The organism is Pseudomonas maioricensis, assembly GCF_022790535.1.
Classification (GTDB): domain Bacteria; phylum Pseudomonadota; class Gammaproteobacteria; order Pseudomonadales; family Pseudomonadaceae; genus Aquipseudomonas; species Aquipseudomonas maioricensis.
Map to the genome: position 1 here is coordinate 530,773 of NZ_LOHG01000001.1, position 13,827 is coordinate 544,599.

The following is a 13,827-nucleotide window of genomic DNA, read 5'->3' on the forward strand; positions in this document are numbered from 1 at the left end:
CCAACCATCAACCGATGGTCATCAAGCTCGCATTACCACCCGCAGCGGCAGTGTTGACGCTGAGTGCGCGCTCAATCACCAGGCGCTCCAGTGCTACGTTGGTTTCGCCATGGGACAGCCCGTTGACGCCAACGATGGCGCCCGGACGCTGGGCCACTTGCTCGCAAACAGCGCGCAGTTGATCCGAGTCGCCGTGGTGCAGAACGGCATCGATCAGCACCTCGTCTTTCGTCCAGTCGGCCACCAGCTTGATGCGCGCCTGTACTTCTTTCGGCAGGCGGGCACGCAGTGGTTTGCTCAACGCGTTGTCCGGCCAGACTGCGCTGCTACCCACGGCCAGAACGGCAGCCAGTTGAATAAGCAGGTCGCTTTCCGCTTCAGCAAGGCAGAGCACGTGTTCACGCGGCAGGATGCTGTAGCTGTTGCGCTCGCCGGTAGGGCCTGCCAGCAGGCGAGTCACGCCGCTTTGCGATTGCACGGCGAACTGGCTGCAGAGCTGATCCAGCTCGGCTTGCTGATTGCTGGTTGCCCAGGTTTTCAGAGCCTGCAACGGCTGGCTCAAGGCATCGCGCATGCGGGTGTCGGGTGCCGCCAACGCATCGCCACGCACGAACGATTGCTCGATGGCGTCGACCGGGCGGGTCGAAAGCAGGCGATACAGATACAGCGGACCACCGGCTTTCGGCCCTGTGCCCGACAGACCTTCGCCGCCGAACGGTTGCACACCTACTACAGCACCGACGATGTTGCGGTTAACGTAAACGTTGCCCGCGTTAACGTTGTCGATGACCTTGGCGATGGTCTCGTCGATGCGGGTATGCACGCCGAGCGTCAGGCCGTAACCGGAGGCGTTGATCTGACCGATCAACTGGTCCAGTTCCTTGCGCTTGTAACGGACCACGTGCAGCACCGGGCCGAAGATTTCACGCTGCAACTCGTCAAAGCTTTCGAGTTCGATCAGCGTCGGCATCACATAAGTACCGCGCTTGATTTCGTCGCTGTCGGCGATTGCAACCTGATAGACCGTGCGGCCTTTGTCGCGCATGCCTTGAATGTGTTTATCAATGCCCGCCTTGGCTTCGGCATCGATCACCGGGCCGATGTCTACAGACAAACGCTCCGGGTTGCCGAGACGGCATTCAGCCATGGCGCCCTTGAGCATTTCGATGACGCGGTCGGCGGAGTCTTCCTGCAAGCAAAGTACGCGCAGGGCAGAGCAACGTTGACCGGCGCTGTCGAAAGCTGAGGACACGACGTCGATGACCACTTGTTCTGTGAGCGCCGAGGAATCGACGATCATTGCGTTCTGGCCACCGGTTTCCGCGATCAGCGGGATCGGGCGACCTTGAGCGTCAAGGCGACCGGCAATGTTGCGTTGCAGCAGGCGAGCGACTTCAGTGGAGCCGGTGAACATGACGCCTTTGACCCGATCGTCACCGACCAGACGCGCGCCGACAGTTTCGCCGCGTCCTGGCAGCAATTGCAGGACGCCTTCCGGAATGCCGGCTTCGAGCAAAATACGAACGGCTTGAGCGGCAACCAGTGGCGTTTGTTCAGCTGGTTTGGCCAGTACCGGGTTACCTGCAGCGAGCGCAGCAGCGACCTGACCGCTAAAAATTGCCAGCGGGAAGTTCCACGGGCTGATACACACCACCGGCCCCAGTGGGCGATGAGCGTCATTGCTGAAATCGTTACGTGCCTGCACAGCGTAGTAACGCAGGAAGTCCACTGCTTCGCGGACTTCAGCGATAGCGTTGGCGAAAGTTTTGCCTGCTTCGCGAGCCAGCAGGCCCATCAAAGGCTGGATTTCAGCTTCCATCAGGTCGGCGGCACGCTCCAGAATCGCAGCGCGTTCAGCCGGTGGAGTGGCTTGCCAGATCGGGCCGGAACTCAGGGCGCAGAGCAGGGCGTTGTCGACATCTTCCAGGCTGGCTTCCTGCACTTGTCCGACCACGTCACGCAGGTCAGACGGGTTAAGCAGCGGGGTGAAAGCGCCTTCACTGGCCGGGCAACCGAGCATTGGTGCGGCCTTCCAATCGTTGTGCGCGGTGGCCAACAAGGCTGAAGACAACGAGCCGAGACGATGTTCGTTGGCCAGGTCGATACCGCTGGAGTTGGCGCGCTCGGCACCATACAGATCACGCGGCAATGGAATACGCGGGTGCGGCAGGCCGAAGCCGCCTTCCTGAGTCGCCATGCGCTCGATGCTGGCCACTGGGTCAGCCACCAGCTCCTGAATGGAGATGGACTGATCGGCAATACGGTTGACGAAGGAGGTGTTCGCACCGTTTTCCAGCAGGCGGCGCACCAGATAAGCCAGCAATGTTTCGTGGGTGCCCACCGGGGCGTACACGCGGCACGGTCGGTTCAGCTTGCCATCGGCAACCTTGCCCACGACTTGCTCGTAAAGCGGTTCGCCCATGCCGTGCAGGCACTGGAATTCGTACTGGCCGGGGTAATAGTTCTGACCGGCGATATGGTAAATGGCCGACAGCGTATGCGCGTTGTGTGTGGCGAATTGCGGATAGATGACTTCCGGCACCGACAGCAGTTTGCGTGCACAGGCAATGTAGGAAACGTCGGTGTACACCTTGCGGGTGTAGACCGGATAGCCTTCCAGCCCCTCAACTTGGGCGCGCTTGATTTCGCTGTCCCAGTAAGCGCCTTTCACCAGGCGAATCATCAGGCGGTGGCGGCTGCGTCGAGCCAGATCGATCACATAGTCGATCACATACGGGCAACGCTTCTGGTAAGCCTGGATCACGAAGCCAATACCGTTCCAGCCGGTCAGTTGCGGCTCGAAGCACAGGCGTTCAAGCAGGTCCAGCGACAGCTCGAGACGGTCGGCTTCTTCGGCGTCGATGTTCAGGCCGATGTCGTATTGCTTGGCCAGCAGGGTCAGCGACAGCAGGCGTGGATACAGCTCTTCCATCACGCGCTCGTACTGGGCGCGGCTGTAGCGGGGGTGCAATGCCGAGAGCTTGATGGAGATGCCCGGGCCTTCGTAGATTCCACGGCCGTGGGAGGCTTTGCCGATGGAGTGGATCGCCTGCTCGTACGAGGCCAGGTATTTTTGTGCGTCATGTTCGGTGAGTGCAGCTTCACCGAGCATGTCGTAGGAGTAGCGGAAGCCTTTGGCTTCGAAGCGGCTGGCGTTGGCCAATGCTTCGCCGATGGTTTCACCGGTGACGAATTGTTCGCCCATCAGGCGCATGGCCATGTCCACGCCTTTGCGGATCATGGGCTCGCCGCTTTTGCCGATGATCCGGCTCAGGGACGATGTCAGCCCGGCTTCGTTATGGGTCGAGACCAGTTTCCCGGTCAGCAGCAGACCCCAGGTTGCAGCATTCACGAACAGCGACGGGCTGTTGCCCAAGTGCGGCTGCCAGTTGCCGGTGCTGATCTTGTCGCGGATCAATGCGTCGCGGGTGCCTTTGTCCGGAATGCGCAGCAGCGCTTCGGCCAGGCACATCAGGGCTACGCCTTCCTGGGACGACAGGGAGAATTCCTGCAGCAGCCCCTGAACGATGCCAGCACGGCCGCCAGCGCTCTTCTGGTTACGCAGCTTTTCGGCGATGGTCGCGGCCAGTTTGTTGGTCGCTTCAGCCATTGGCACAGGCAGGCGCGCCTGCTCGATGAGCATCGGCACCACTTCCGGTTCCGGTCGGCGATAGGCCGCAGTAATTGCAGCGCGCAGTACTGATTGCGGGAGGATGCTTTCCGCGAACTCGAGGAAGCACTGGTGCGTCGTGTCCACTGGCAATTCGCCGTGGTCATCGCCGTCTTTGCCAGCCGTGCCATTGAGTTCGGAAAGGGTTGCACCACCTTCGAGCTTTTCCAGGTAATTGAAAATCGCCTGTTTGATGAGCCAGTGCGGAGTCCGGTCGATGGACTGAGCGGCTACTTTCAATCGCTCGCGGGTCGGGTCGTCAAGTTTGACACCCAGGGTGGTGGTCGCCATGTGCTGTCCTCATCATGCCACTGCAATGTGGCCTTGGTTGTCGGACAAGATTAGCCATGAGCAGGTCGAGGTGCAACCGGGTGCAACCCTTTTTTTACTGAATATTTTCGCGGCCTGCCAGCCGGTCCTGGTTCGATGTTCTGTGGTGCACAACTGCAGTGCCGATGTTCGGACGAAAGGAGACTCACGCTCTGGAACGGGGCAAACTTCGCAAAAAAACGAGCAGCGATGACGTTGAGGTGCAACTTTTTGGCCGTAAATGGGTTGCACCGCTGATGAGTTGTTGAATAGGATGCGTCGCGATGTCGCATGTGCGACCAAGAATTGTTCTCGCGGGACCGGCTTCGGCTGGGAGTGGGGCCAGAAAATCTGCCGCTTTCTTTCTGCGCCTTGGTTATTAATCTCCCGGTCAAAGTCGACCTCGCTAAATAAAAACAATGCCAAGGCGAAATACCAATGAGTGTCAGCAATCCCACCCTGATCACCTTCGTGATCTATATCGCAGTAATGGTGCTGATCGGCCTGATGGCTTATCGCTCAACCAACAACCTGTCGGATTATATTCTGGGCGGTCGCAGTCTGGGCAGCGTCGTTACGGCGTTGTCGGCCGGCGCTTCGGACATGAGCGGCTGGCTATTGATGGGCTTGCCCGGTGCCATTTATATGTCGGGCCTGTCTGAAAGCTGGATCGCGGTCGGTCTGATTATTGGTGCTTATCTGAACTGGCTGTTTGTCGCCGGTCGTCTGCGTGTACAGACCGAGCACAACGGTGATGCCCTGACACTGCCGGACTATTTCACCAGTCGTTTCGAAGATAAAAGCGGCTTGCTGCGGGTGATATCCGCCGTGGTCATTCTGGTGTTCTTCACTATTTATTGCGCCTCGGGCATTGTTGCCGGTGCACGCCTGTTTGAAAGCACCTTCGGTATGTCTTACGAAACCGCACTGTGGGCCGGTGCTGCAGCAACCATCGCTTATACGTTTGTAGGTGGGTTTCTCGCAGTGAGCTGGACCGATACGGTGCAGGCAACACTGATGATTTTTGCTTTGATCCTGACGCCGATCATCGTGCTGCTTGCGACCGGTGGCGTTGACGCGACATTCCTTGCCATCGAGGCCAAGGATCCAGCCAACTTCGACATGTTCCGCAACACCAGCATCATCGGCATCATTTCCCTGATGGGCTGGGGCTTGGGTTACTTCGGTCAGCCACACATTCTGGCGCGCTTCATGGCGGCAGACTCGGTGAAGTCGATTGCCAGCGCACGGCGCATTTCCATGACCTGGATGATCCTTTGTCTGGGGGGGACCGTGGCGGCGGGCTTCTTCGGGATTGCCTATTTCTCGGCGAATCCCGATGTCGCCGGGCCAGTTACCGAAAACCCTGAGCGGGTATTCATTGAGCTGGCCAAGCTGCTGTTCAACCCTTGGGTGACTGGCGTATTGCTCTCGGCGATTCTGGCTGCGGTGATGAGCACGCTGAGCTGCCAACTGCTGGTGTGCTCCAGTGCGTTGACCGAAGATTTCTATAAAGCCTTTCTGCGTAAAAGCGCTTCGCAAAAAGAGCTGGTCTGGGTCGGGCGTGCGATGGTGCTGCTGATCGCGATCATCTCCATCTTGCTGGCTGCCGATCCGAACAACCGTGTACTCGGGCTGGTGAGCTATGCCTGGGCTGGCTTCGGCGCGGCGTTTGGTCCTGTGGTGTTGATTTCAGTGCTCTGGAAAGGCATGACTCGCAACGGAGCGCTGGCGGGTGTGTTGGTCGGCGCTATTACTGTGATCGTCTGGAAGCAGCTGGGAATCTGGGGGCTGTACGAAATCATCCCGGGCTTCCTGTTCGCCAGCATCGCCATCGTTGTGTTCAGCCTGATTGGCAAAGGGCCTTCGGCTGGCATGCAATCGCGTTTTGAATTGGCCGAGAAAGAGTTCAAGGCGGCGAGCCATTGAATTGAAATGATTCTGTAGGAGCGCACGAGCAATGCGAAGCCGCGATGGCGGTGTATCAGGCAGAACGCTGTCGTTGCCTCGCGTTACTCGTGAACTCCTGCAGACTTTTGGCGCAACAGGGATGCAGCACTAAATCTTGTTGTGATCGATGTCCAGCTTATAGAAGGTGGCTTTGCCGCCTTCGCTGCTATAACCCTTGTTGTCTTGCACGTAAACCCCCGCTTTGAAGTACAGCGGCTTGTCTCGCCAGGTGGCGCTGATTGGGCTGCTCCAGTTCTTCCCTCTGGCGCTGACACTCAGGTCGCCACCCGGGCTGAGGTGGATCTTGTAATTGAACCTCTCGTTCAGCGGCACACCTTGTGCTATCGGTATGACACGGCTTTTATCATCGTCATAACGGTTGCGTACTTTGGCGACGATGTTTCCGGATTTGCTGTCTTCTTTGTACTGATACTCAACTTTGAGCATCGGCTCGGTACTTCCGTAGGCATGTATCTGGCCAATCACGATCTTGCCGGAAGAGGGCACTTGATTCACTTCCAGTGTCGCGTCGAGAAAGTTGTCGGCCTGCGGGTACATCCAGTTATGTAACGTACCGTCGGCCCAGGTCTCTCGAAGTTCGCTGCGCGGGTATTTGGCGTTGGCGGTTTTCGAACCAGTGACGGGTGACCAGAAAAAGATGTAACCCGACTCAGACCGGAAGTACTTGCCGTCATAGCCCTTCTTCAGTTGGGACGTCTCGATGGTTTTGGGGGGCGAACCCACAGGAATGCTCAGATTCCACGAAGCCATGTCTACCATGTGATGTTTTCCAATATGTCGCATTGCCAGTAAGAGGCGTCTATGTCAAGCCTTTGCGGGTTGTTGTTATACGTTCTCAATAACGTTCTGTTAACGATTAATTGTCGAACTGGTGACGTCAAAGTGCTGTCACATTGGCTGTAGGGCATGTACTGATTGGCCTGTAGGAAATGACCGTTAGTCGGGTGGATATGAACTTTAGCGAAGGCTGTCACAAAGCCACCTTCAGTTTCCCTCATACCCGACTAGAGTTATCTTGATTGGAAATCGACGCGACGGTCCCTGGATGTCGTGCTACATAAGAGAAACTGCATGGAATGCGCGCAAACCAAGCCGGGTGATGGCTGTTCTGTTTTGTTGGTTGTTGATGACTACCCAGAGAATCTGGTGACCATGCGCGCTGTTCTGCAGAGGCAGGACTGGTGCATCGTGACTGCGAGTTCCGGAATCGAAGCGTTGACTGTGCTCTTGGAGCGCGAGGTCGACCTGGTGCTGCTTGATGTGCAGATGCCGGGCATGGACGGTTTTGAGGTCGCACGCCTGATGCGCGGCAGCCAGCGAACGCGGCTGACCCCCATCATTTTCCTGACTGCCAACGAGCAGTCTCAGGACGCCGTACATCGTGGTTACGCCAGCGGCGCCATCGACTACCTGTTCAAACCCTTCGATCCCAACGTACTCAGGCCAAAAGTCCAGGCTCTTCTTGAGCAGCAGCAAAATCAGCGCGCCCTGCAACGAATCTCCCGAGAGCTGGAAGCCGCCCGGGCATTCAACGCATCTGTGCTGGATAACATCGACGAGGGAATTCTGGTCGTCAGCGAGGCCGGGCTCATCAATTTCGCTAACCCGGCTATCTGTCGGTTGCTCGGTGCCAATGCCGAGCAATTGAGAGGTACCAGCGTGATTGATTACCTGATCGAGCCGCAGGTCTCTGATTGGGCGCAGTCAGGGTTCTATCGTCACTACCGCAACGCTGAAATCTACCGTCTGCACGATGCCGTCCTGCGTACCCATGAAGGCTGCAAACTGCCAGTGGCATTGTCGTGCGCGCCTTTGCCCGTAGAGCAGAAGGCCATGGTATTCAGCATTCTGGACATGTCGGTGGTCCGCGATCTTTATCAGCAGCTCGAGCAGCAGGCCGTTACCGATGCATTGACTGGCTTGCTCAACAGACGGGGTTTTTACCAGGCGGTAGAAGGCTTGTTGTTACGCAACGAGCAAGCCGGGGGATTCCTGGTGTTGCTGTACCTCGATCTGGACGGCTTCAAGCGCGTCAACGATTCCCTGGGGCATGACGCTGGCGATCAAGTGCTGCTTTGGGTTTCCCAGCAGCTCAAGGATTGCATGCGGCCTTATGACGTGCTGGCGCGCATGGGGGGCGATGAGTTCACCGTTGTCATCGATGGTCTGGACTTTCCCGAGCAGGCTGCCAAGGTGGCGGAAAAGCTGATTGAGCGGGTATCAGTGCGCAGGCAGGTCGACGGCCTGGATGTCACGCTGGGTGCCAGTATCGGCATTGCCACCTATCCCGATTGCGGTTCCAACCTGGACGGCTTGCTGCGTGCGGCGGATATTGCCATGTACGAGGCCAAGCGGGCCGGTCGCCAGCAGTATCGGTTTTACGACCAGGAAATGAACGGCCGGGCGCGTTCGAGGTTGATGCTCGAAGACAGTGTGCGCAGCGCCATCGATGGTCATGATTTCTCCATGGTCTATCAGCCGCAGGTGTCCATCGCGGATGGCAAGTTGCGCGGTTTCGAGGCCTTATTGCGTTGGCAGCACCCGAGCGCCGGAGATGTGCCGCCGGGCGTGTTTATTCCGCTGCTGGAAGAGACCCGCTTGATTAACAAGCTGGGTGGCTGGATCTTCGAGCAAGGCGCCGAACATCGTAGCCGCTGCAATGATGTTTTTGATGCAGGGCTGGTGCTGAGCATCAGCATCAGTCCAACCCAGTTCTGCATGCCTAATCTTGCCTCTGAGTTGCGCCGCGCCATGCAGCGCTACGATCTGAAGCCGGGCCAGTTGGAGGTTGAGCTCACCGAAGCGTCACTCGTACACAATTTGTCCCACAGCCGTAATCAGATACGCCATTTGCATGACATCGGCGTGAGTGTCGCGCTTGACGATTTTGGTGTTGGCGAATGTTCGCTGACGCATCTGCGCAACCTGGATATCGATACGCTCAAGATCGATCGGCACTTCATCGCGGGCATGCTCACAACGCCGCGCGATACCGCTGTAGCGCGTAGCATTATTGACCTGTGTCGCAACCTCAACGTGCTGGTGATCGCTGAAGGGGTCGAGACCCTCGAGCAATACCAGTGGCTGGCTGACAACGGTTGCCAGCTGATTCAGGGTTATCTGGTCGGACGGCCCATGCTGGCCGACGACGCGCTGCGCTTCCCGAAGGTATTCGACTGGGAGAGCCTGAAACAGCATTGATTTATGTACACTGGCGCCTTTCGAATCAGCGTTACGGCTCATGACTGCATCGGCGATGGCTCCTCTCAAATACCTTCAGGCCTATCCTCCCGCGCTTCAGGATCAGGTGCGGCAGTTGATCGCCCGCAACAAGCTGGGTGAATATTTACAGCAACGTTACCCCGGTCGTCACGAGGTCCAGAGCGATAAAGCGCTGTATGCCTATGCGTTGGGGCTCAAGCAGGAATACCTGCGAAATGCGCCGAACATCGACAAAGTGCTGTTTGATAATCGGCTCGATCTGACTCATCGCGCATTGGGGCTGCACACCACGATCTCCCGTGTGCAGGGCGGCAAGCTCAAGGCCAAGAAAGAAATTCGCGTCGCCTCGTTGTTCAAGGAAGCACCGCCGGAGTTCCTGAAAATGATCGTGGTGCACGAACTGGCGCATTTCAAGGAATCCGATCACAACAAGGCGTTTTACCAGCTGTGCGAGCACATGCAGCCGGGGTATCACCAGTTGGAGTTTGATCTGCGGATTTACCTGACCTGGCGGAATATGCAGTAGCACCAAGGATTAATGACATTCCGGTGGGAGCGAATTCATTCGCGAAGGCGGTGTTTCAGTCGCTGAATCTCTTTGAGGTATGCCCCCTTCGCGAATAAATTCGCTCCCACAGGTCAATCACCAGCCATGCCCTCACCGTCAAGATAATAGGCCCTCACTTCAATGGAAGTCAGCAAAACCAAATCCAGTTTCTACCGTCGGCTTTACGTGGCGTATCTGATTGACAGCGAACTGGCCAGCAACGTCCCGGCATTGGTCGAGGTTACCGGCATGCCCCGCCGTACGGCGCAGGACACGATCGCCGCGCTGGCGGATCTCGATATCGAATGTGAGTTCGAGCAGCTTGATGGCGCCCGTAATCATGCCGGGCAATACCGCATTCGTAGCTGGGGCGCGATAGATAAAAGCTGGATCGCGGGCAACCTGGCACAGATCAAAGCAGTGCTGGGTTACCCCTGAGTCCGCCGTACCTGATCGCTACTCCAGGTCGCGGCGCATGCCGATGTGGGGGATTTCGTCTTCCAGATACACCTCGCCGACCGGCTCGAAGCCGTACCGGGCGTAATACCGCTGCAGATGCGCCTGGGCTGACAGATAGATCGGCTGATCGGGCCAGGTTTTCTCCGCGTTCTCCAGCGCCTGCTCCATAAGCTCGTGGCCGATGCCGCGGCTGCGGATCGAGGGCGCAGTCACTACACGGCCGATAGTCACGTCGCCGCCTTGCTGGATCGGGTCAAGCAAGCGCAGATAAGCGACCAGTTTGTCTTCCTGCCACGCCATCAGGTGGCATGTATCACCGATCAGATCCTGGCCGTCGATATCCAGATAAACGCACTTCTGCTCAACCACGAACACCTCGGCGCGCAACTGCAGGATGGCGTAAAGCTGCTCCTTGCTCAGGTCGGTGTGGTGTTTGCAGATCCAGTTGATTGGCATTTCGCTGACTCGGTGAAGAAACGTTGAGCGAATACTACCTCATCCGGTCATATACCCCATAAGCGCCTGCAAAGAAGGCCCTATGAATGTTTCGTGAAGCTGGCCGATAACCCTTTGAGGTTTTTGCGAAGCACCGCACGTAATGTCATCTATGTGTGAGTTGTGAAAAGGGTTATATGCAGCTTCAATGAGGCTACATGCCAGCATGGATACCGGGTACTCGGGGTCTCGTCTGTCATCATCCGGGCAATGCTCGTCTCAGGGAAAAAAGCATGTCGTGTGTGCTTAGAGCCATAGCTTTACTGGGATTTCTGCTGACGGCTCAGGCCAATGCGGAGGAAAAATTGCGATTGGTGGCCGATTCCTGGCCCCCGTTTACAGAAGCTTCATTACTCAACAACGGTCTGGCCACTGATCTGGTCAGTACTGCACTGCAACGTGCCGGGTACAGCACCGACTATGCGCAGGTACCTTGGGCGCGAGCGCTGCTCGGGGTCGAAGAAGGTCGTTACGATGTGCTGATCAACGCGTGGTTCAGCGATGAACGTACGCATATCGGTCAATTTTCCGAAGAGTATCTGCTCAACCGCGTGCGTTTCCTCAAGCGCAGCCGGTCCAGCGTTCAGTTTCAGGATTTGAGTCAGCTCTACGAGCGGCCGATTGCGGTCGTGCGTGGGTACAGCTATTCCACTGAATTTGATAATGACAAACTGCTGGAGAAAGTGCCTGTGAGCAATTTCTCCATGGCGCTGCGCATGGTCGCGGCGGGGCGGGTGGATCTGGCGGTAGAGGATGAATTCGTCGCCCGCTTTTACTTGGCGGCGGAGCCCAAGAACGTTCGCGACAAGCTTGAGTTCCTGTCTAAATCATTGAGCGAAAACAGCCTGCATATTCTGGTCAGCCTCAAGAATCCGGAGCATCAGGGGATTGTTGAAGATTTCAATCGGGAAATTGCCGCCATGAAAGCTGACGGCAGTTACGCGGCAATCTTCAAGCGACACGGTCTGTAGCAACAGGCTCCGGCGCCTTGATCAAGTGCGCCGCCAAGGTTCGCAGCGGCCCCAGTTGTCGGCAGATCAATGCCAGTTGGGTTTGCACCAGACGCTGACTTTCATCCAGTTCATCGGGCATTTGCTCAAGCTCAGTGGCCAGCGCCTCTTCAGCGTCGCTGTGGATCGCCACCGGCTGTTTCTCGGCAAGGCCCTGGGCGATTTCATCAATGCTGGCCGCCAGCGTCGTGCCCGCGCCATTAATCAACTGCTCGTGGACCTCTGCCGGTAGCTGCGTTTCGCGGTGCGCGCCCAGGCCTGACAGATAACTGAGCAAGGTGTGCGACAGCACCAGAAAGCGGAAACCAACGTCCGCTTCCTTACGGAAATGGCCAGGCTCCATCAGCATGTTGGCCAGCGTGGTGGATAGCGCCGCATCGGCGTTGTGAGCGTTGCGCCGCGCCAGGCGATAAGCCAGGTCGTCGCTCTTGCCCTTGGCGTATTGCTGCATGATCTGGCGCAAGTAAATGCTGTTGCAGGTGAGAGTATTGGCCAGCACCTTGTTCAAACGTCGTCCTTGCCAGTCCGGCAGGAACAGGAACACTGCAAGCCCTGCAATCAGGCTGCCCAGCAGGGTATCGAACAGACGTGGCAGGAACAGGCCGTACCCGTCGCCGACCTGATTGAAGCAGAACAACACCATGATGGTGATGGCGGCAGTCGAGAGTGTGTAGCGGGTGGTGCGATTGACGAAGAACACCACACCGGCCAGCACCGCACACATCGATTGCAGGATCGGGCTGGTGACCAGATCAAACAGAGCCCAGCCGATAGTCAGGCCGATGGCTGTGCCAATGATCCGCTGGCCCAGCTTGCGACGCGTTGCGCCGTAACTGGGCTGGCAAACGAATACCGTGGTGAGGATGATCCAGTAACCCTGGGACGGGTGAATCAAGTGCACCATCGCATAGCCGACCACCAGCGCCAGCGGCAGGCGCAAGGCGTGGCGAAACAGCAACGAGGTCGGGGTCATTTGCAGGCGCAGGCGCGCCCAGGCGTCCTTGAGGGTGCGCGGCGAGCGGTCCAGTAATGAGCTGTCAGTCGCGTCGGCCACGGCGTCCGGGTTGCTGGCATCGCTGAGCAGCCGGTCCAGGGTTTCCAGGTTATTGGCCAATGCGCGCAGGGAGCGCAGCAGGCCGCGCCACGCCGGGTTGCTCTGGATGCGCAGGTGCTCCAGCGAGGCGCGCAGGTCTTCCATGGCATAGGCAAAGCTGTCGTTGTAAACGAACGGCTGGCGCAGCTGGATCGACTCGGACAATGCCTGACAGGCCGAACCTTGCTGGCGCAGCAGGCGCTGACAACGGAACAGCACGTCGCTGTGGAAGAACGCTTCGGCCAGTGAGTTGTAGGGGTAGTGCGATGAACTGGCGCGCTCGTGGATGTCCTGCGCGATGAAGTACAGCTTCAGGTAGCGGCTGACTTTCGAGCCGGGCCGACCGTTGCCGACCCTGTGCAGAATGATTTCCTTGGTGGCGTTCAACGCCGCGACGACCCGGCCATTTTGCTGGGCTAACTCCAGACGACGTGCTTCGACGTCCAGTTGGCGAATCGGCTCGAACAGGCTCGATTTCAACTTCAGGTACTGACCCAGCTCGCGAAACAGGCGCGCCAGTGCCTGTTGCACTGGCTGGTTGGAAAACAGCATTTGCCACAACACTGACAGCAAGCCGTACCACGCCGCGCCCGCGACCAGCAGCATCGGTTCGTGCCAGAAGTCCAGTACTTCGCCGCCTCGCTGATCGACGCCGATCATGGTGTAAACGGAGAGAATCAAAGTGCCGTAGGCAATCGCGCTATAGCGCTCGCCCAGCGCGCCGAGCATGGTCAGCGCAAAACTGGCAATCGCCAGTGATATGGCAAAGATCCACGGATACGGAAACAGCAACTCCACGGCCATGGCGGCGACGCTGAAACACACCAGCGTCACCGCGAGTGCATTGAGGCGGCCTTGCCAGCTGTCATCGGTCTCGGCCAGGGCGCAGGCGATAATTCCCAGGAACAGCGGAATCAGCAAGCCCATCTCATTCTGGTACCAGCACAGCGCCATGCTGCCGGTCAGCGCAATGAAGACACGAACGCTATAACTGAACTTATCCAGCGCCCACAGACGGCGGAAGGTATGACGAAGAGATTTCGATGCCATA

At 57.8% G+C, this 13,827-nt stretch carries 9 protein-coding genes; 5 read left to right on the forward strand and 4 right to left on the reverse strand.

What is annotated here, in order from left to right; all coding sequences use genetic code 11:
* Positions 1 to 7: 7 nt before the first annotated feature.
* Positions 8 to 3,961, reverse strand: a complete 3,954-nt coding sequence (gene putA / locus AUC61_RS02425) for a trifunctional transcriptional regulator/proline dehydrogenase/L-glutamate gamma-semialdehyde dehydrogenase (RefSeq protein WP_243244290.1) — start codon at positions 3,959 to 3,961, stop codon at positions 8 to 10.
* A 456-nt stretch (positions 3,962 to 4,417) separates the two neighbouring features.
* Here putA and putP point away from each other — a divergent pair, with 456 nt between their 5' ends.
* Positions 4,418 to 5,908: a sodium/proline symporter PutP gene (gene putP / locus AUC61_RS02430; protein ID WP_243244291.1), complete on the forward strand. Its 1,491-nt coding sequence runs from the start codon at positions 4,418 to 4,420 to the stop codon at positions 5,906 to 5,908.
* Between the two features lie 129 nt (positions 5,909 to 6,037).
* On the opposite strand, the gene AUC61_RS02435 is transcribed toward putP, so the two are convergent.
* The gene (locus AUC61_RS02435; protein ID WP_243244292.1) at positions 6,038 to 6,709 is read right to left on the reverse strand and encodes a polysaccharide lyase family 7 protein; all 672 of its coding nucleotides are present in this window, start codon (positions 6,707 to 6,709) and stop codon (positions 6,038 to 6,040) included.
* A gap of 312 nt (positions 6,710 to 7,021) precedes the next feature.
* Between AUC61_RS02435 and AUC61_RS02440 the strand changes: the two genes are divergently transcribed.
* The 3 genes from AUC61_RS02440 to AUC61_RS02450 all read left to right on the forward strand — a co-directional run bounded on the left by AUC61_RS02440 (position 7,022) and on the right by AUC61_RS02450 (position 10,157).
* The gene (locus tag AUC61_RS02440) at positions 7,022 to 9,151 is read left to right on the forward strand and encodes a putative bifunctional diguanylate cyclase/phosphodiesterase (protein ID WP_243244293.1); all 2,130 of its coding nucleotides are present in this window, start codon (positions 7,022 to 7,024) and stop codon (positions 9,149 to 9,151) included.
* A gap of 55 nt (positions 9,152 to 9,206) precedes the next feature.
* Positions 9,207 to 9,698 (forward strand): M48 metallopeptidase family protein, encoded by a 492-nt coding sequence (locus AUC61_RS02445; protein ID WP_243244294.1) that lies wholly within the window; start codon positions 9,207 to 9,209, stop codon positions 9,696 to 9,698.
* 162 nt (positions 9,699 to 9,860) lie between these two features.
* Entirely contained in the window at positions 9,861 to 10,157 is a 297-nt protein-coding gene (locus AUC61_RS02450) for a winged helix-turn-helix domain-containing protein (RefSeq protein ID WP_243244295.1), read from the forward strand.
* Between the two features lie 18 nt (positions 10,158 to 10,175).
* Here AUC61_RS02450 and AUC61_RS02455 read toward each other — a convergent pair whose 3' ends face one another.
* Positions 10,176 to 10,634 carry a GNAT family N-acetyltransferase gene (locus AUC61_RS02455; RefSeq protein ID WP_122664205.1) on the reverse strand — a complete coding sequence of 153 codons (459 nt, stop codon included), beginning with the start codon at positions 10,632 to 10,634 and terminating at the stop codon, positions 10,176 to 10,178.
* Positions 10,635 to 10,906: 272 nt separating this feature from the next.
* On the opposite strand from AUC61_RS02455, the gene AUC61_RS02460 reads away from it, so the two are divergent.
* Positions 10,907 to 11,644 (forward strand): substrate-binding periplasmic protein, encoded by a 738-nt coding sequence (locus tag AUC61_RS02460; RefSeq protein WP_243244296.1) that lies wholly within the window; start codon positions 10,907 to 10,909, stop codon positions 11,642 to 11,644.
* Here AUC61_RS02460 and yccS read toward each other — a convergent pair.
* A complete protein-coding gene (gene yccS / locus AUC61_RS02465; protein WP_243244297.1) occupies positions 11,625 to 13,826 on the reverse strand; it encodes a YccS family putative transporter in 2,202 nt (733 codons plus the stop codon). The two genes, AUC61_RS02460 and yccS, sit on opposite strands and share 20 nt — an antisense overlap.
* Position 13,827: the final 1 nt, after the last annotated feature.

Coding starts and splice junctions, on each gene's coding strand:
- putA (WP_243244290.1), bottom strand. CDS start 3,961: ATGGCGACCACCACCCTGGGTGTCAAACTTGACGACCCGACCCGCGAG.
- putP (WP_243244291.1), top strand. CDS start 4,418: ATGAGTGTCAGCAATCCCACCCTGATCACCTTCGTGATCTATATCGCA.
- AUC61_RS02435 (WP_243244292.1), bottom strand. CDS start 6,709: ATGGTAGACATGGCTTCGTGGAATCTGAGCATTCCTGTGGGTTCGCCC.
- AUC61_RS02440 (WP_243244293.1), top strand. CDS start 7,022: ATGGAATGCGCGCAAACCAAGCCGGGTGATGGCTGTTCTGTTTTGTTG.
- AUC61_RS02445 (WP_243244294.1), top strand. CDS start 9,207: ATGGCTCCTCTCAAATACCTTCAGGCCTATCCTCCCGCGCTTCAGGAT.
- AUC61_RS02450 (WP_243244295.1), top strand. CDS start 9,861: ATGGAAGTCAGCAAAACCAAATCCAGTTTCTACCGTCGGCTTTACGTG.
- AUC61_RS02455 (WP_122664205.1), bottom strand. CDS start 10,634: ATGCCAATCAACTGGATCTGCAAACACCACACCGACCTGAGCAAGGAG.
- AUC61_RS02460 (WP_243244296.1), top strand. CDS start 10,907: ATGTCGTGTGTGCTTAGAGCCATAGCTTTACTGGGATTTCTGCTGACG.
- yccS (WP_243244297.1), bottom strand. CDS start 13,826: ATGGCATCGAAATCTCTTCGTCATACCTTCCGCCGTCTGTGGGCGCTG.